Below are 18,511 nucleotides of genomic sequence, written 5' to 3'. Positions count from 1 at the left end.
CACCTTGGGCAGCTTCTACAGAGTGCGGGCCTTGCTGTCGATTTTTGCAGTTCAAAGAGCGGTGTACGGTTTTGGGGCGTACTTTCCCCTAGGTCAATTTCAATACTTTTAATGCTGTAAAACTTTGGTTCGTTTGTGTGCCTGAACTTCCCTGCTGCGCGCGACTCCTTGCGGAGTCTTTTAAAATACAGTTCCATCTTCGGCGGTTTGTGTGAAGGGTGTCTTAGTAAAACATTGCTGCCTCATCAGCTGCAGCGAGAAATTACCCGTATGGTATGTCGGTGTGCTGTTACGGCTGAATGATTACTTAAGGAACCTTTCACCTATATAAATGCCCTGAAGAGGACAAAATACAACGTGCTGTCAAAAAATTTTATTTTTCGCTGCATCGGCGGAATGTCTCCGAGTCTTCCAGTGAGCGTTTTTCGGGTGCGTTGGGAACAAATACGCCGTCTTCCTTTTGCTGCATGAGCCCGAGTTCATCAAAAATCTTTATGGCAAGACGATATGTGTACCCTGAAACACCACATGCAGCTGCCAGCTGTATATCAGTACCGCGCGCCATCTGCTCAGCGCCCGCGCGGCTTCGAATTACACGGTAAATTCCTGCCAGTATTTCTCTTGTTGGCGGTACTCTGCGGCTTTCTGTTTCACGAAGCTCGGACACGCGTGCCTCAACAGACTGCATCCCGTTCCACTCATTGATTTCCGGAACATATGCAATATCCACGGCACCGGACTGAATCATAGGGACATCATCACCGTGGTTCCACATGATTGCACGGAAGCCGCCCGGAAATGTCATCTGAAGATGCTTTCCATCTCTGCCCATTGTACGTGCCTGTTCAGCCTGTATGTCAAAATCAGCGAAAAGGGGTCTGGGATTCCCCATGCCGTAGGGCTCAAGCTTTTCAAGCTCTTTCATAAGATTGATGTCTATGTCACCCACATGAAGCTCCGCTTCAACCTTTAATACAGGCTGGTAAACTTCCTCTTTGATATTATCCTGTGCCCATTTTTCAAGGCTTTCACGCAATGCGTCGATATGGTCTGCTTCGACGGTAAGTCCTGCCGCCATGGCATGCCCTCCGAACTGAATCATATCTTCCTTGCACGCGGAAAGGGCTTCGAATATGTTAAAGCCGTCGATACTGCGGCATGAGCCCTTGCCTACACCGTCCTTTATTCCGATAACTATGGACGGTCTGTAATATTTTTCGGTAAGTTTTGAAGCAGCAAGGCCTATTACGCCCGGATTCCAATTTTCACCCGCTACGACAATAACATGTGTATTATCCATGTCCATAGTCTGCAGTTTACTGTCTGCTGCCTCAAATATTTCCTGTTCTATACCCTGACGTTCACTGTTAATTTGCGAAAGCTCAGATGCAAGCTCAGCTGCCTTTGCTTCATTCTGTGTCAAAAGCAGCTCAGCCCCTTTTGATGCGGTTTCAAGACGTCCTGCCGCATTCAGTCTCGGTGCTATACTGAATCCCACATGACCGGCGTTGACTTTTTTGCCCTGACACCCCGATACCTCTATGAGCGCACGAAGTCCTGTCAATTCCGTGTCCTGAAAGCGTTCAAGGCCCATCGCCGCGATTTTGCGGTTTTCTCCAAGCAGAGGCACTAAATCTGCAATCGTCCCCAGAGCCGCTACCTCAATATCCTTTGTATATGTTTCGAAGGGTTCATCTCGAAGCTCCGAAAAAAGTGCCTGACAGAGCTTAAAGGCAACTCCTGCCCCGCACAAATCCGAATAAGGATAAATGCTGTCCCCGCGGTGAGCGTCTATGACTGCAACAGCTTCCGGCAGCGGTCCCTCAGGAAGATGATGGTCCGTGATAATCATATCCAGCTTTCCCTGCATTGCATCAACTGCTTCTACAGAGGTAATTCCGCAGTCCACGGAGATAAGAAGATTTGCTCCTTCCGCTGCCAGTTTTTCCAGTGCTTCTGTGTGTATTCCGTAGCCTTCTGTATGGCGGTTAGGAATGTAATACGACACATCGGCCCCAAGGCGGCGCAGTCCGCGAAGCAGGACGGTCACGGCAGACATGCCGTCAACATCATAGTCTCCGTATACTACAATGTGTTCGTTTGTTTCCAATGCTCTTTTTATACGTCCGACTGCCGCGTTCATATCCGGAAGCAGAAAAGGGTCATAGAAGGGCTGCGTATTATACGGATCGAGAAAACTGCGGGCCTCATCGGCGTCCGTAATTCCACGTTCCAAAAGAACTCCTGCAACAAGCCTGCTCACTCCGAGCTCCTGTGCAAAATCAGCTTCCTTTTTTTCGTCATGAGTACGGATTGTCCATTTTTTATCCATATTAATTCGTCTCCGTACAAGTTCAGCCTGCCCCATAAAAGGACAGGCTGAGCTTGTATTTATTCTTTAACTTCTTCCGGTGTGAGGACTTCCACAGGTTCTTCCTGCTTTTCTTCCTCTGCCGTTTTTTTCTTTTTCTTGTAGACCGGTTTTTCCGTTACTGTTTTTTTCGCCTTTTTGCTGTGCGCTTCGCCATCTTTATGAGGTACTTCGGAGTGCTCTTCACCATCAGACTCAGCAGCTTCCTTCTTAGGCTTGTCTGCCGCACGCTTTTCAGCTTTTTTGTTTTCCGCCCATTCACGGAACGTAGCCCACAGCGGGCTTGCGATAAAGATGGACGAATAGCAGCCGCTCATGAAGCCGACGAGCAGAGCAAAGGAGAAATCCTTCGTCGTATCGCCGCCGAACCAATAGAGGGCAAACGTTGTAAAGAGAACCGTAACTACCGTATAGATAGAACGTGTGAGTGTCTGATAGATACTGCGGTTTGCAAGCGCAATGACATCGCCGCCGCGGCGGAAATGAAGCTTCAGATTCTCACGGATACGGTCAAATATAACGATTGTATCGTTAATGGAGTAACCGACGATAGTCAGAAGTGCCGCAACAAACGAGGAATCAATCTGGCGCTGCGTAAAGGAGAATGCAGCGAGAACGATAAGCACGTCATGAATCAGGGCAAGCACTGCAGCGAGACCGAAGCGGAACTCGAATCGGAAGGAAACGTAGACAACTATAAGCGCCCAGGAAAGGAGCGTTGCCCACAGAGCATTCAGAAGAAGCTCTGTTCCCATTGTTGCTCCGACTTTTTCCTCACGAAGCATCTGGTAGTCTCCGAGCTTTTCTTTCATAGATGCCATGACAGCCTTACGCTCGGATTCCTCAAGGTCAACTGTACGGATAAGAACATCACGCGCCTCAAGAGCATTGGAGGAATCTCCGGAGAGCTGAATCTGCGCGTTATCCAGCTTGTACTGCGCCATGACCTCGCGGACGGACTGAATGCCCACCGGTTTATCAAAGCGCATTTCAATAATCGTACCGCCTGTAAAGTCGATACCAAAGTTAAAGCCCTTAGTCACCATGCAGAAAATACCCGGAATGATGACGAGAAGAGAAATCAGATACCAGATTTTGCGGCGTCCGACAATATCAAACTTTGCATTCTCAAGCACGGTCACTCACCTCCGTTCCATTTTCACGTGCATGCGCACCCAAGAGGAACGGGCTCGTAACCACGTTCGAGCCTACAAGCATTTTCAGCATGAAGTTCGACAGCGTAATAGCCGTGAACATACTCAAAACAACACCAAGTCCCAAGGTAATCGCAAATCCGCGGATAGAGCCTGTTCCGAATGCGAACAGAACCATCGCAGCAATAATCGTTGTAAGGTTCGAGTCAAAAATCGTTGTAAACGCACGTTTGAAGCCATTGTTCATAGACATGCGAAGTGTCGAACCCTTTTGATATTCTTCTTTGAAATGTTCAAATATCAGCACGTTGGCATCGACCGCCATACCTACTGACAATATGATACCCGCAACGCCCGGAAGTGTAAGTGTCGCATCAAGGAATTTCAGCGACGCGAGAAGCAGCAGGACATACGCCATAAGGCTGATGTCCGCAAGAAGTCCGGAAAGGCGATAGAAAAGAATCATGAAGATGAGAACCGCGCCGATACCGATTGTGAACGCAAACTCACTCTTGTCCTTGGAATCCTGTCCAAGTGTAGGTCCAACAGTGCGTGTTTCAATGATATTAACCTTTACAGGAAGAGCACCGCTGCGAAGAAGAATAGCGAGGTTATGCGCCTCTTCGAGAGTGCGCTGGCCTGTGATAACAGCCTTGCCGCCTGTGATAGGCTCTTTTACGTTCGGTGCAGTCAAAACCTCGCCGTCAAGCAGGATTGCGATACGGCGTCCCACATTTTTCGTCGTGAGGTCAGCAAATTTCTTGCCGCCTTCATCGGAGAAATCAAGGGATACAAGGTGCTGATTCTGCTGGTCAGTCTGCTCTTTTGCATCCTTCAGGTCTGTACCGGTAAGAACAGTATTGCCCTCTTCGTCCTTAAATTCGAGCATAGCAGTTTTACCAATGACCGCGATTGCTTTGTCCGGGTCTTTAATTCCCGGAAGCTCGATGATAATTCTGCGTTCACCCTGACGCTGAATCATCGGCTCTGTAAGACCAAGCTCGTTGACACGTTTTTCCATGATATGAAGTACACGCTCCATAGCGTCATGGTTGACCGGTGCTTCCGGTGTGTCTTCTGCTTCAAGTACAACATGCGTACCACCCTGCAGGTCGAGACCCTGACGGATGGAGTACGCCAGCGGCGATACGAATGCGAAGAACAATCCGACGATTGCAGCCACGCATACGATAAGTTTTAGAAATTCCTGTTTCCTCAACTATTTCCATTCCCTTCCGTTTGATTCTTTTTCCAGGCCTCTACATAATCAATGACCTGTTCGCGGACCTCATCCGCGGTATATGCATCCGTCTGTATAAAGAGATTGGCATGCGCTTTCGCGTCAGACAGACGTTTATGCTGAACGTCCAGTCTTTCCTGATCCCAAAATACAAGCCGGCGTTTTTTTATTGCAGGAAGTGTAGCATCAATCATGATGAGTACATCAGGATGATGTTTATTCCAGAAGTTATGTATCCCGGAGTGCTCCTGGGCAACATTATACGCATCATAACCGGCATCCTTAAGCCCTTTTACAAGTGTGGTTTTGCCCGAGGCACAGACCCCAACGATTGCAATTCGCATAGAAGCTCCTCTCAGTACGGATATGTTACCGAGATCTGTTCAACTTTAGGTCCCGGCTGCTGACTTCCCAAAATACTCATTACTACAACCGTCATATCGTCAGATGCCTGATCATGGTCCATTTCAAGAGCGTATTCGATGATTGCTTTTGCCACATAATCGACATCCTCTGCAGGATTATCCCGTATGATTGCCATTATCTTCTCAAAATCTGCCTGCGGACCCCCGCGCTTTCTTCCCGCCTGTGCTATGCCGTCAGTGTAAGAAACCACCATCATTCCTTCTTCGAAAGGAACTTCATACATCATAGGCTTCATGTGGCGGTTCACACCGATAGGCCCTACTTCGTCATCATAGACGGTCTCATATTCGGGAGTTTTGACTATGACGGGACAGTTAGAATTTCTGCTGATAACGACTGTTTCCGTTTCAAGGTCGGCACTCAGCACGGTAAGCGTGCATGAGACTTTTTTATCCTTCATGGCATACAGATAATCATGCACCGCGCGTGCAACTGCGCCGTCCCGTGCGCCGTCTGTCAAAAGCGAAACAGCTTTGTTTACGACCCAGCTGCTGGTATGATGTGCCGCAAGGCCGTTGCCCTGTCCGTCCGCAATAACGGCAGATATTCCACCGTGGGGACGCTCGGCTATATCACAGCTGTCGCCGCAATAATCCATCGCATATTTCGATGTCCGCGCAATTCCAATCTTTACTTCCATGATTTTTCACCACACTTATTTTTGGCGTTCCGGACAAAATGCTATTCCCTGCTCGGTCAAAATCGCATCAACACGCGCATCCCACGGCTCAGCAGGTACCGTGTCAAAGACCTGACACCCATAAACCACCGCAAGCCGATATGCCGATACAGCCCGCTCAAGGAATGTGTCGTAGTAGCCGCCGCCCATTCCCAGACGGACTCCGTCCTTGGAAAAAGCAACACCCGGCACAAGAATAAAATCTAATGCCGAAGGCTCTACAGGCTTCCTTTTTTCAGGCTTTACCGTCAAAATACCGTATTTTTCAGGAACAAGGTCTTCCATCGAGGAAAATGTGACAGCCTCCATTTTACGGGGACCTGTTACAAGAGGAATAGATACTTCCTTTCCCTCTTCCAGCATTTGCGCGAGAAGCTCTTTTGTATGCACTTCATCCGGCATCGAGGCAAACGCAAAAATCCGCTTTGCCTGCTGGAACGGCGGAAAATCAAACAGCAGCCGCTTTATAGTGCTGCTGTAGGTATTTCTCTCCGTATCCGAAAGGGCTCTGCGGTTTTTCAGCGCATTTTTGCGAAAAAGGCGTTTGCTCTCGGTCAAATCCGATGTCATTCGGACTTCATCTCATCCGAATGCATGTCGACACCGGCTTTAGCCGATGTACGCGTCGAAATATTCGTATTGATTGCGGAACGCGCAATTTTGATGACAACTTTGTCAGCAATCTCAAGATGGATTACATTCTCTTCCATGCGGCTGATTGTTCCGTAGATACCGCCCACCGTCATGACTTCGTTTCCTACCTTCAGATTATCAAGCATTTCCTTACGGCGCTGCTGTTCTGCTTTCTGAGGACGGTACAGCATGAAATAGAACAAAATCATTACCGCCACCAGCGGGCCGTACGTGCTGAGCATTGCTAATGTTTCCTGACTCAAAATTATTCCTCCAGTTCATCTGTAATCTAATTAATTAGTATACAACATTATTGTATTTTTTTGTTAATTTTTCCCACGCATATCATAGTTTCGGAAAAAATCATTTTTGAATTCCGTGAAACGGTCCTCAAGAATCGCCTGACGCATTTTACGCATGTAATCCTGCAGGAACCAAAGGTTGTGCAGTGTCAAAAGGCGAAGTCCGAAGATTTCTCCGGCACGCACAAGATGACGGATATATGCTCTTGTGTAACCGTTGCGGCATGCATAGCATCCACAGCCGTCCTCAAGAATCGTATGGTCATGCTCAAACACCTTATTTTTCATGACAAGACGCCCGGTCCAAGTCATAGCCATACCGTTTCTTGCTACGCGTGTCGGGAATACGCAGTCAAACATGTCGATTCCCCGCTCGACACCCTCAACGAGGCAGTCCGGAGTTCCGACGCCCATCAGATAACGTGGCTTATTCTCCGGCAGGCGTTCTGCCGTATACGAGAGAACCTCGTACATCATTTCCTTCGGCTCACCTACAGAAAGACCGCCGATGGAATATCCCGGTAAATCCATTTCGATGAGTCTGTCCACGCTTTCGTGGCGAAGCTCCTGATACATACCGCCCTGCACGATACCGAAAAGCCCCTGGTCATCACGTGTCATTGCCTTCTTGCAGCGTTCTGCCCAGCGCAATGTACGCGCGAGAGAATTTTTCGTGTACTCGAAATCAGCAGGATACGGCACACATTCATCAAACGCCATGACAATATCGGAGCCGAGCGCCGTCTGTACGGCAATGGATACCTCCGGTGACAGGAACTGCTTGGAGCCGTCGATATGCGAACGGAAGGTAACGCCTTCCTCCGTTATCTTTCTCAACGGGCCGAGACTGAATACCTGAAATCCGCCGCTGTCCGTCAGAATCGCACGGTCCCAGTGCATAAATTTGTGCAGACCTCCCGCTTCACGCACAAGGTCCATGCCCGGACGGAGGAAAAGGTGATACGTATTGCTAAGGATAATTCCTGCATTTAAATCTTTGAGCTCATCAGGGGAGATACCCTTGACCGATGCCTGTGTTCCCACCGGCATAAATATCGGTGTTTCGAAGCTCCCGTGCGGTGTATGAATAATGCCCGCGCGCGCTCCCGTTTTCTCATCCCGATGAATCAATTCATAAGTAATTGCTGGCAAACTTTCTGCCCTCCTAAACTAATCAAACAATCTGGACACACCGTTTCTATTATAGAATAAATAGAAATAAAAAGAAAGAATTGAACCAAAAGAAAATCCCGGCTTAGCACCGGGACTTTTTTAAGCGCGCAAGCACGCTGCTATTTCATTTGAATATTGCTTTAATGGATTCCGTGTAAGGCGCGCGCAGAATTCCTTTTTCTGTCACTATTGCAGTGATAAGCTCCGCATCGGTCACATCAAATGCCGGATTGAATACCTTGATGCCCTTGGGTGCCATGCGTTCCTTATACCACATCTCTGTGACCTCTTCGGCAGGTCTCTGCTCGATTTTGATATCCTTTCCTGTCTTCGAATCCATATCGATAGTCGACGACGGCGCGCAGATATAAAATGGAACGCCGAAGTGCTTCGCTGCAATCGCAAGCGGCATCGTTCCGATTTTATTTGCTGAATCACCATTCGCGGCAACACGGTCGCAGCCGGTGAAAACAGCCTGTATTTTCCCCTGCTTCATCAAGGACGCCGCCATACTGTCACATAATACAGTAACATCAAGCCCTGCTGATGAGAGCTCATAAGAGGTCAGCCGTGCGCCCTGCAGAAGCGGACGCGTCTCGTCGCAGTAAATCCTGAAGTGATAGCCCTGCTGATGACCTAAGTACATTGGTGCGGTAGCCGTACCGTAACGGCTTGTCGCAAGCTGCCCCGCGTTGCAGTGCGTGAGAATTCCGTCTCCCGGTTTAACAAGAGACAGGCCAAGCTCACCGATTCTTTTGCAGGTATCTATGTCCTCCTGCTGAATCTCTTTTGCCTCTGCCAACAACGCCTGCTTTGCTTCATCCACTGCGCCGCCGCGCCCTGCAATAACTACATCCTTCATTCGGCGAAGAGCCCATGAAAGATTTACCGCTGTAGGACGTGACGAATTAAGATAGTCAGCTGCCTTTGTAAATTCCTGTTCAAAAACAGCATAGTCTTCTGTGTCGATTGCTTTTGCTGCCAGATATGCGCCATAGCCTGCCGCAACACCGATTGCCGGAGCCCCTCTGACCTGAAGCAAATATATCGCATCCCAGATTTCTTTTTGTGCGTGAAGATGCAGTATTTCCAGCTTGTTCGGAAGCTTCGTCTGGTCGATTATGACGAGCGCAGAGTCTGCGTCATCAAGGGTTACGGTATCATAATCCAGGATATTCATATAAAGCGTCCTCCCGTATACCAGTAATGAACAATAGCCATAACCAAAAGAAAGAGGATAGTCGTCGTATACATAAGCCGAATTGCCGCGAGAATATGATGAGGTCCCAGCTCATGAACAGGGTCTCCCATACATGTGCGGAATGACGGCTTTCCGAAGTAATAGTTGAGTCCGCCCAGCTGTATACCAAGCGCGCCTGCAACTGTTGACTCGGTAAAGCCTCCGTTCGGACTGGGGTGTTTGTTTGCGTCACGGCACATTATACGCCATGCATTGCGATAGTCCATGTGGAGAATGAACGCCGCAATAATCAGCAGCACACCGGTTATCCGGGCGGGGATAAAATTCCATACATCATCGGCCCGTGCAGCCGCACGTCCGAAATACATGTACTTGTCATTCTTGTACCCGATCATGGAGTCCATAGTATTTGCAGCACGGTACATGACCGCAAGGGGTACTCCTCCAAGCATAAAGAAAAACAAGGGAGAAATAATGCCGTCAACGATATTTTCGGATATAGTCTCCACCGTAGCACGCGTGACCTCTCCTACTGTCAGGTTTTCGGTGTCGCGGCCTACAATCCAGCCTACCTTAAACCGGGCTTTCTCCAAATCCCCCGCAAGAAGATATTCACGTATTTCCCGTCCCGCCTCGGAAAGAGTCCTCGGAGAAATCGTAAAGCTCAGAAGCAGGGCCCCTACCGCCCATGTAACATATTCGTTGTGAAATTTATATGCCAGATGCATGATTCCGTCTGCGACCTCATAAGAGATAATAAGCACCGCAATCATCAGAAGCATTCCCTTGAGGAACTTTATATTATCCGAATCGTCCTCCCGGTAAAGCATTGCTTCAAATAACGAAATCAGTTTGCCTATAAGCACTACCGGGTGCAGGCTCGAGCGCGGGTCCCCGATTGCGCAGTCAATTGCAAAGGCTAAAATTGCTGTATTCATTGTGCTGCCAATATTTCCCGAACCTTATCCATATCAAGGTTCGCACGGACGGTTTCTGCCAGACGGTCATACGCACGCTGCTTTTCAGCAAAGAGACTGCGTGTATTTTCAAGAGGCTCGAGACCCTTCTTCACGCGCAGTACATTAAGCACAGCCCTGCGGAATTCATCATGGTCGAAAACACCGTGGATATATGTGCCGAATACGTGTCCGTCAGCACGTACGGTGCCTTCCTCCACGCTGCATTTTTCTCCGCGGCGTTCCGTAATGGTAAGCGGGTGCGTATCCGCTTCACCGAAGAATTCCGTTTCGCCCATGTGAATTTCATATCCCCGAAGGTTCTTTGCGGATATCTTTGTCCCCATAAAATTAAGCTCATGGCAGTCCGCAATAACCTGCGAAGTCAGCTTTGTTTCAATAAATGTCGTAGCCATGTTGAGGAAACCGAGCCCCGTTGTTCCATCGTGGACCGATTCCGTATGATGCGGATCGCGGATTTCCTTGCCAAGCATCTGATATCCGCCGCATATACCGATGAGCGGAGTACCGTTCTCCACCGCCTCGCGAATCTTTTTCTCAAGTCCGCAGGAACGAAGCCAAAGCATATCCTCTGTCGTATTCTTGCTTCCCGGAAGCATGATAAGGTCAGGCTGTCCGAAGTTCTCAACGTCCGTCACATAGTGAAGCGAAACATCCTTCTCGCTTGCTATGGCATCAAAATCCGTGAAGTTCGAAATCTTTGGTGTGCGAATCACTGCAATATGAAGGTCTGCCTGCGCTTTTTCTTTTTCCGGCTTATCATCAAGAGATACGGAATCCTCATCATCTATACCGAGATTATCGAGATGCGGAATGACTCCGAGAACAGGCTTTCCTGTTTTTTTCTCAAGAAAATCCACAGCCGGCTGCAGAAGCGACACATCACCTCGGAATTTGTTGATGATAAGTCCCTTGACCAGTGCCCGCTCCTCTTCCTCGAGAAGCTCCAGCGTACCTACAAGAGAAGCAAGCGCACCGCCGCGGTCTATATCAGCAATAAGCAAAACAGGAGCGTTCAGATATTTTGCTACACGCATATTCACGATGTCGTTATCATGCAGATTGACCTCTGCAGGGCTTCCCGCACCTTCTATAACAATCGTATCATATTCATCCTGCAGCTTTGCCAATGCTTCTTTAACATGACCAAAAAGCTTGACGGAATAGCCTTTATGGTAATCCTTAGCGGACATATTGCCTACAGGCTGTCCCATGACAACAATCTGGGAGCTTGCGTTACCTGTCGGCTTCAGCAGAACAGGATTCATTTCAACCATAGGCTCAAGACCGGCTGCCTCTGCCTGTGCTACCTGCGCACGCCCCATTTCCTTACCGTCACGCGTTACATACGAGTTAAGGGCCATGTTCTGTGCCTTGAACGGCACGACATGTACTCCGTCCTGATATAAAATACGGCAGAGTGCCGTTACCAGTATACTTTTACCGACATGGGAACTTGTTCCCTGCATCATGATACAGTTCGCCATGTTCATTCCCCCCAAGTTTCAGCGATTTTTTTGATATCCACCGGCAGTCCGCATGAAACAAGATAAACCTTGTCCGCTGCTTTTGCGGTCCACTGGTTTGCGAGCCCCGCTATATCACGGTATTCTCTCGCCAGATGATTTTCAGGGACGATGCCGCTTCCAACTTCATTCGACACAAAAATCGTCGTCCCGTCATTATTTTTTGCCTGCTCAAGCAAAAGATCTATCTTTTCCTTTGCAAGCGCGTAGTTTTTATCCGAATCCTCTATAGACGGCAGCGAACACAGAAGATTGCTGACGTATATAGTCAGGCAGTCAAAAAGAATCATATCATGTTCTTTTCCTGCTTCCTTTAATGCCTCATGCGCATCAAATGGTGCCTCGAAGGTTTCCCAGTCAGCAGGACGCCGCTCGCGGTGAAGCTTAACACGAAACTTCATCTCATCGTCAAAAATCTGTGAGGTCGCGATATACGCAATTCGTTTTCCGAAGCGCGCGGCATATTTCTCAGCAAAGCTGCTTTTGCCGCTGCGGGCACCTCCGGTAACAAGCACGATTTGTCCCATGCTCACGCCTCCCGGTTTTTGTATGCTCTGCAGGTTTCCACGAAATGCTCTGCTGCCTGAGGACATCCTGCAAAATGAAGATGCAGATACGAGCCCAGGATATTACCCGACGCATAACCTGCATCATACGGTTCTTTTTTTCTTGTGCGTACAAACTCAAAGGCACGCGGATACTCTACCCCTTCTGCCGGCGCACATTCAGAGGAAAAATGGAATTCGTGCCCGTGAAGAACAGTTCCCTTTTTACCGAGCACAGTATCACGATGCATTGTCGCGGAAACGTAGCCGACTGTCTGAAGCTTGCGGTTCATTTCCACTTCTCCCGGCACGATTCCCAGCATAGGATAGGCATTCTTTTCAAAATCAATCATGCGCTTCATGAGGTACATGAAACCGCCGCACTCAGCATAAATAGGAAGTCCTGCTTCCGCTGCCTCACGTATGGACGTGCGCATTCCTTCGTTATCGTAGAGCTCTTTCGCGAACATTTCAGGGAAACCTCCGCCGAGAATAAGACCGTCGCACTCCGGCAGTCTGCTGTCCTTAAGCGGGCTGAAGGGTACAATTTCTGCACCATATTCCTCAAGCACCGCAAGGCTCTCCGGATAGTAAAATGAAAACGCGTCGTCACGGGCAACCGCAATTTTCACATCACGCCCCGTTTCTGCCGAACGTTTCTCAACCGTTGGAAGCTCCGATGCCGATTTTGCAAGCGCAATAACCCGGTCGATATCTACCTCCCGGGCTATTGTTCGTCCTATTTCCTCTACTGTCTCTTTTTCTTTTCGATTTTCTTCCACGGGCACAAGTCCGAGGTGCCGTTCAGGAAGAATCATCGCATCATTGCGCATAATTGCGCCGTAAGCAGGAATATCGAGCTTATCCAGCGCTTCTTCTATCATGCTTCGGTGCGTCGGTGAACCAAGACGGTTAATGATAACACCGCGTATATCCACTGTCGGATCGTAATTTTTGAAGCCAAGCGCAATAGCCGCCGCGGATTCTCCCATTGATTTAGCGTTGATAACAAGAAGAACAGGAGCATCAAGGAGCTTTGCGATTTCAGCCGTGGAGCTGATACCGTTTTTTCCACCGTCATAGAGTCCCATGACACCCTCGATAACAGCGATATCCGCGTCCTGCGCTGTTTTCTGGAAAATCTCATTCAGCTTTTCCTTGGAAACCAGCCAGGTATCCAGATTATGTGCAGGCCTTCCGCTCGCCAGCTTATGATAGCCCGGATCAATGTAATCCGGACCGATTTTATAAGACTGTACCTTAAGCCCCTTTGCACGCAGCGCGGCAAGGAGCCCTGTTACGATTGTCGTTTTTCCCGACCCGCTTTGCGTTGCGGCAATAACGACACGTGGAATTTTCGTATTCATCGAAGCCTGCCCCTTTGATTGTAAAATTACCTGCGATTATCCAGCAGATACATGATGGCATTGATTGCGGATGCCGCAATCGGACTGCCGCCCTTAGTACCTTCTACCGTGATATACGGAATCTTCGTGTTTTCAGCGAGAAGCTGCTTGGAGTCCGCAGCGCCGACAAAGCCGACCGGAATACCGATTATTACTGCCGGACGGATATTTTCCTCTTCGACCATGCGAAGCACTTCAAAAAGTGCCGTCGGAGCGTTGCCGATGGCAATTATGGCTCCATCCAGATTCTTTCCGAATGAACGCATTGCTGCCATTGAACGCGTAATTCCCTTCTCTTTGGCTAACTTTGCAATTTCAGGGTCGGAAACACGGCATTCAATCTTTCCGCCGTAACGGTTAAAGGATGCCTTGTGAATACCCGTGCGCACCATCTCAACATCCGTATAAATATTGGCACCTTTTTTGAGTGCTTCCTGAGTTGCTTTAATAGCATCAGGATGAATACGGATAACCGGTGCGTATTCAACGTCTCCCGCCGCGTGAATCATACGGGAATAAACCTTTGTCTGTGCCTCATCAAGATTAAGTCCCTCAAGATGCGGCGCGATTATTTCCATGCTGCGGTTTTCGATTTCCATAGGCTGTTTAATGTAGTCCATGCTGATTCCTCATTTCTTCGCGATATGCTGTTCTGCAAAAGCGGCTATATCCTCAAAAGTATAGGCAATTTCATCATAGGTAATCTGCGGGCGGTCAATCATGACAATTGGAAGTCCCAACGCCTTTGCCGCCTCGATTTTCGTATCTGTTCCGCCGATTTCACCGCTGTTCTTTGTCACAATGACTTCAGCTTCATACTGACGGTACAGGGCAATATTCAGCTCCGTAGAAAACGGCCCCTGAAGAGCAACTATATTCTTTGGAGTAAATCCAAGCTCTGTACACTCCTCAATGACTCTTGCCGTTGGCAGAAGTCTGACAGTCAGAACACAGTCCTTCAGATACGGAGATGTGGAAAAGGCTTTGAGGTTGCGGCTTCCAGTTGTAAGAAAGATATTCTTTCCAAGCTCTGCCGCTTTTTTTGATGCTTCTTCGTAGCTATTTACCGAATAGACCCTGTCGTAATCAATCGGCACTGCCCTGCGCTCATATCTGATATACGGAATATGTGTCCGTTTGCAGGCCTTCATGGCATTCTGCGAAACATTTGCCGCATACGGATGGCTTGCGTCCACGAAAAGCTTAACACCGTGCTCTTCAATATATTTTACGAGTCCGTCTTCATTAAGCGGCTCATCATTTATGACAATCCCCGGATATTTTTCCAACAGCCTGCCGCCGTAATAACTGACAGCAGAGGCTGTTACGGGATATCCTTTTTGGAGCAAATAGCCGGCGAGCTCACGTCCGTCCTGTGTTCCGGCTGCCAGAAAAATCATACGTTATATCCTCTCGGAGTAATCATCCAGTTATCTTTGATATATGTCTTGCTGTTGCCAATGATGACAAGCGAGAACATGTCGATATCTTCCTTCGTGAAATTCTCAAGCGTAGAAAGAATTTTTTCTTCTCCCGGACGTGCAGCGTTCTTTACGATACCTACCGGCGTAGACGGGTCTTTATGACGAAGCAGAATTTCGCGTGCTTCCTCGATGTGCTTCACGCGTGTCTTGCTCTTTGGATTATAAAGCGCAATGACAAAATCAGCCTGCGCCGCGCAGTCAAGACGCTTGCAGATGAGGTCCCACTTTGTCAGTCTGTCGCTGAGGCTGATAACCGCGAAATCATGCATAAGCGGTGCGCCGAGGACAGATGCCGCAGCATTTACAGCCGAAAGACCTGGGATTATTTCTACCTGAGGACGTGTATCCTCCGGATATGTCTCAACAATTTCCAAAATAAGGCCTGCCATGCCGTATACACCGGAATCTCCGGAGGATACCATGACTGTATCCTTGCCCTCTGCAGCAGTTTTGACTGCCAGCTTGCAGCGGTCAACCTCCTGCATCATACCAGTACCGATAACCTCTTTATCTTTCAAAAGCGGCTCAATGAGTTTTATATAGGTTGTATATCCTGCTACAACCTGAGCCTCCTCGATAGCCTTTCGCGCACGTGGAGTCATCTGCTCCATGCTGCCCGGCCCGAGGCCGACTACTACTATTTTTCCCATACCAGTGCCACCGTCACTTTCGTGTATTTTGTCTTTGGCAAAGCAGTCGTTCCGTCTTCAACAGCGGAAAGCGCAGCTGCTTCACATATATTTCCAACCCCAATCTGTCTTTTTACAAAGGCAGATTCAGGAAGATGGTAACGTTTAATCGTCTTTTCCAACACTTCATTATCGAAAAAGACAGTTTCAATGCCTAAGGATGAAGCAAGCTCCAAAATCCCCTGTTCATCGCTTTTTACAACAGTGCTCGCAATCTCAGAAACCCTTGCGATATCCTGTCCTATCTGCATACATGCTTTCTGCAGGGCATTGCGTATAACCTCAGCGGGTACATCCCGACGGCATCCTATTCCGGCAATCAGTCTTCTGGGCTGCAGATACAGGAGCCCTTTTCGTTCCTTACCGGCGTTTTCTGTAAGAAACACAGCAAGATCTTTTTTACCGAAGATTTCTTCCTGTGTCATACTTACCGTTGAAAAACCGTGCCTTTTCAGCTTTTTTGTGTAGAAATCCGCATTGGACAGTTCCTTGTCTATTGCCCAGAGTATTTCTTTTCCATCCACAAGCGCGCTGTTCAGTGTCTGTATTTCCGATTTTGGGCACGGCCTCATACCGAGCTCAGCTGCAACTGCATCAGGAGCCTCAATACTGTTTACATCAGTTGCTGTCGTAATGACAGGCTCAGCTCCCAGCACAGAGGCAATCTGCAGAGTAAGTGCATTCGCGCCTCCCACATGCCCGGAAAGCACACTTACCGCATGCTTCGCTGCATCATCTATAACTATGACAGCAGGGTCTGTAAGCTTGCTCCTTATATGCGGCGCAATCATGCGTACAGCAATACCGATTGCCGAAATGAAAATCAAAGCATCATATCGGCCAAAGGTGTCAGCAACGGCATCACCGAGAACCGCGTATCTGACAGCCCCATCCGGTGCCTGTCTGCCCTCCTTGACATACATGTCAAAAACATGGGGCGTGCATGCAGCAGCAAGCTTTTCTGCCAGCAATATACCATTTGCCGTGACCGGAAAAACAGCGCATCTCATTTTGATGCCTGCCGGAACATATGCGCGAACTCAGGCGCATACAGACGGGACAAATCGTACTCAGTATCGAGTACACGCCCCACAACAATCATAGCCTGACGCGGAATATCTGCCTCCCTGACCTTCTCTACAACATCTTTAAGTGTTGCACGGACAATCTTCTGCTCCGGCCAGGAAGCACGATGCACAATAGCTATCGGCGTATCCTCAGGATAACCGCCTGCCTCAAGCTCCTCAACAACCTTATCCAGCATCTGAATGCTCAGGAAAATGCACATTGTTGCCTGATGCTGAGCGAGACTTCTGAGACTTTCACGGTCAGGAACCGGCGTACGGCCCGCGCCGCGTGTAACAATAACAGTCTGTGAAATGTTCGGCAGTGTGTATTCCTGTTTAAGTGCCGCAGCAGTCGCAAGGAACGAGCTGACACCCGGAATGACCTCATAGTCGATTCCACGCTTATTGAATTCGTCCATCTGCTCCTGAATAGCTCCGTAAATTGCCGGATCACCCGTGTGCAGACGTACTACCTTTTTATCAGCCTTAACAGCGTTTTCGACTACCTCTACAACATCAGGCAGAGTCATCGAAGCGGAATTATATATTTCGGCATCCTTTCTGCAGACCTCAAGAATCTTTGGATTGACAAGCGAACCCGCATAAATAACGACGTCCGCCTCTTTCAAAAGACGCTGCCCTTTGACCGTGATAAGCTCCGGATCTCCAGGACCCGCACCTACGATTGAAACCTTCTGCATGAAAAAATCCCCCTATTTAAACTTTTTGCAGGTTACTATGTAAATTGGATTTATGGCTTTTGCCATATCATAAGGACCTACTGCTTCCAGGCGGTTGACCTGCACCTGCATTGCTTCATATGTAAACCGGTCCTTATGTTTTCTCATATATTCAAGACATGATGAAAGCGTCTGTATCGTAATGCAGTTCAGAACGATACGTCCGCCTGTCTTAAGATGAGCATCGATTTTATCGAGAATGGGCTCAAGATGTCTGCCGCTGCCTCCGATTATTGCAGCATCACAGTCCGGCATACTGTCCATTCCCTCCGGTGCCTCCGCCTCGATTGTCGTAAGATTCGTGACACCGAATTTTTCCATATTTCTTTTTATGAGCTCAATTCCTTCAGGATTGCGCTCAATGGAATAAACATGACCATTTTCGGCTATTCTTGCCGCTTCAATTGAAAGCGAGCCTGTCCCTGCTCCGATATCCCAAACAATATCATCCTTTGAAATCTGTGCCTTTACCATTGTCAGCACACGGATTTCCTGCTTTGTCATCGGAACCTTGCCGCGGATAAATTCTTCATCAGGTATACCAAGAAATGCCATTATCCTTCCACCACCAATATGCAATGTGTCTGTTCCTTTTCATCGGCTGCTTTGCCGAGCGTCGTGCGGACAATTTCCTCGTCCTCATACGACAGCCGGGAGCAAACGGAAAGTCTGGCATCTGCAGGCCATCCATGCTTCATCAACACATCCGGTATGGTTTTGGAACTGTATTTCGCATCCGTGAGCAGACCTAGAATCTTCCCTTTTTCATATTTAAGGGCTGAATCATCAGGCACACGGCCGTGAAAACTTAAAAGCAGTGCATCATGCCAGGGCAGAGCAAGCTTTGAAAAAGCATACTGCACCGAGCTGATACCGGGAATAACATTGATTACATCCT

General features: G+C 48.5%; 19 protein-coding genes and 1 pseudogene. All 20 read right to left on the bottom strand.

Annotation, left to right across the window (positions count from 1 at the left end; translation table 11 throughout):
• Window positions 1–373 precede the first annotated feature (373 nt).
• Window positions 374–2,332: a single-stranded-DNA-specific exonuclease RecJ gene (gene recJ, locus ACY69O_RS02030; RefSeq protein WP_462331804.1), complete on the bottom strand. Its 1,959-nt coding sequence runs from the start codon at window positions 2,330–2,332 to the stop codon at window positions 374–376.
• Window positions 2,333–2,592: 260 nt separating this feature from the next.
• A pseudogene (secF, locus tag ACY69O_RS02025) lies at window positions 2,593–3,507 on the bottom strand (protein translocase subunit SecF); the annotation flags it as partial.
• Window positions 3,500–4,744, bottom strand: coding sequence for a protein translocase subunit SecD (gene secD / locus ACY69O_RS02020; RefSeq protein WP_462331803.1), 1,245 nt, complete (start codon window positions 4,742–4,744; stop codon window positions 3,500–3,502). The gene secD and the pseudogene secF, both read right to left, overlap by 8 nt.
• Window positions 4,741–5,109, bottom strand: coding sequence for a hypothetical protein (locus ACY69O_RS02015; RefSeq protein ID WP_462331802.1), 369 nt, complete (start codon window positions 5,107–5,109; stop codon window positions 4,741–4,743). Before ACY69O_RS02015 ends, secD begins: the two co-directional genes overlap by 4 nt.
• Before the next feature lie 11 nt (window positions 5,110–5,120).
• Complete coding sequence (locus ACY69O_RS02010; protein ID WP_462331801.1) at window positions 5,121–5,831, bottom strand: PP2C family protein-serine/threonine phosphatase; 711 nt, start codon at window positions 5,829–5,831, stop codon at window positions 5,121–5,123.
• Between the two features lie 15 nt (window positions 5,832–5,846).
• Complete coding sequence (locus tag ACY69O_RS02005) at window positions 5,847–6,440, bottom strand: 5-formyltetrahydrofolate cyclo-ligase (protein WP_462331800.1); 594 nt, start codon at window positions 6,438–6,440, stop codon at window positions 5,847–5,849.
• A complete protein-coding gene (yajC, locus tag ACY69O_RS02000) occupies window positions 6,437–6,766 on the bottom strand; it encodes a preprotein translocase subunit YajC (protein WP_462331799.1) in 330 nt (109 codons plus the stop codon). The genes ACY69O_RS02005 and yajC overlap by 4 nt, the downstream gene beginning before the upstream one ends.
• A gap of 63 nt (window positions 6,767–6,829) precedes the next feature.
• Window positions 6,830–7,957, bottom strand: a complete 1,128-nt coding sequence (gene tgt, locus ACY69O_RS01995; RefSeq protein ID WP_462331798.1) for a tRNA guanosine(34) transglycosylase Tgt — start codon at window positions 7,955–7,957, stop codon at window positions 6,830–6,832.
• Between the two features lie 145 nt (window positions 7,958–8,102).
• A complete protein-coding gene (mtnA, locus tag ACY69O_RS01990) occupies window positions 8,103–9,158 on the bottom strand; it encodes an S-methyl-5-thioribose-1-phosphate isomerase (protein ID WP_462331797.1) in 1,056 nt (351 codons plus the stop codon).
• On the bottom strand, window positions 9,155–10,117 hold the full coding sequence (gene cbiB, locus ACY69O_RS01985; protein WP_462331796.1) for an adenosylcobinamide-phosphate synthase CbiB: 963 nt from the start codon (window positions 10,115–10,117) through the stop codon (window positions 9,155–9,157). The genes mtnA and cbiB overlap by 4 nt, the downstream gene beginning before the upstream one ends.
• Window positions 10,114–11,643, bottom strand: coding sequence for a cobyric acid synthase (locus ACY69O_RS01980; RefSeq protein WP_462331795.1), 1,530 nt, complete (start codon window positions 11,641–11,643; stop codon window positions 10,114–10,116). The genes cbiB and ACY69O_RS01980 overlap by 4 nt, the downstream gene beginning before the upstream one ends.
• Before the next feature lie 2 nt (window positions 11,644–11,645).
• Window positions 11,646–12,209: a bifunctional adenosylcobinamide kinase/adenosylcobinamide-phosphate guanylyltransferase gene (gene cobU / locus ACY69O_RS01975; protein ID WP_462331794.1), complete on the bottom strand. Its 564-nt coding sequence runs from the start codon at window positions 12,207–12,209 to the stop codon at window positions 11,646–11,648.
• Window positions 12,210–12,211: 2 nt separating this feature from the next.
• On the bottom strand, window positions 12,212–13,594 hold the full coding sequence (locus tag ACY69O_RS01970; RefSeq protein ID WP_462331793.1) for a cobyrinate a,c-diamide synthase: 1,383 nt from the start codon (window positions 13,592–13,594) through the stop codon (window positions 12,212–12,214).
• 26 nt (window positions 13,595–13,620) lie between these two features.
• The gene (locus ACY69O_RS01965; RefSeq protein WP_462331792.1) at window positions 13,621–14,253 is read right to left on the bottom strand and encodes a precorrin-8X methylmutase; all 633 of its coding nucleotides are present in this window, start codon (window positions 14,251–14,253) and stop codon (window positions 13,621–13,623) included.
• Between the two features lie 9 nt (window positions 14,254–14,262).
• Window positions 14,263–15,033 (bottom strand): cobalt-precorrin-6A reductase, encoded by a 771-nt coding sequence (locus tag ACY69O_RS01960; RefSeq protein ID WP_462331791.1) that lies wholly within the window; start codon window positions 15,031–15,033, stop codon window positions 14,263–14,265.
• Complete coding sequence (gene cobJ, locus ACY69O_RS01955; RefSeq protein ID WP_462331790.1) at window positions 15,030–15,767, bottom strand: precorrin-3B C(17)-methyltransferase; 738 nt, start codon at window positions 15,765–15,767, stop codon at window positions 15,030–15,032. The genes ACY69O_RS01960 and cobJ overlap by 4 nt, the downstream gene beginning before the upstream one ends.
• The gene (locus ACY69O_RS01950; RefSeq protein WP_462331789.1) at window positions 15,755–16,816 is read right to left on the bottom strand and encodes a cobalt-precorrin 5A hydrolase; all 1,062 of its coding nucleotides are present in this window, start codon (window positions 16,814–16,816) and stop codon (window positions 15,755–15,757) included. Before ACY69O_RS01950 ends, cobJ begins: the two co-directional genes overlap by 13 nt.
• Window positions 16,813–17,574 (bottom strand): precorrin-4 C(11)-methyltransferase, encoded by a 762-nt coding sequence (gene cobM / locus ACY69O_RS01945; protein WP_462331788.1) that lies wholly within the window; start codon window positions 17,572–17,574, stop codon window positions 16,813–16,815. Before cobM ends, ACY69O_RS01950 begins: the two co-directional genes overlap by 4 nt.
• Window positions 17,575–17,586: 12 nt before the next feature.
• Window positions 17,587–18,168, bottom strand: coding sequence for a precorrin-6Y C5,15-methyltransferase (decarboxylating) subunit CbiT (gene cbiT, locus ACY69O_RS01940; RefSeq protein ID WP_462331787.1), 582 nt, complete (start codon window positions 18,166–18,168; stop codon window positions 17,587–17,589).
• The coding region (locus ACY69O_RS01935; protein WP_462331786.1) for a cobalt-precorrin-7 (C(5))-methyltransferase at window positions 18,168–18,511 on the bottom strand (344 nt) is incomplete at its 5' end. The genes ACY69O_RS01935 and cbiT, both read right to left, overlap by 1 nt.

It is taken from the genome of Schwartzia sp. (in: firmicutes), from assembly GCF_978017985.1.
Note: the sequence above shows the minus strand (reverse complement) of the source record. Positions and strands in the feature narration are given on the sequence as shown.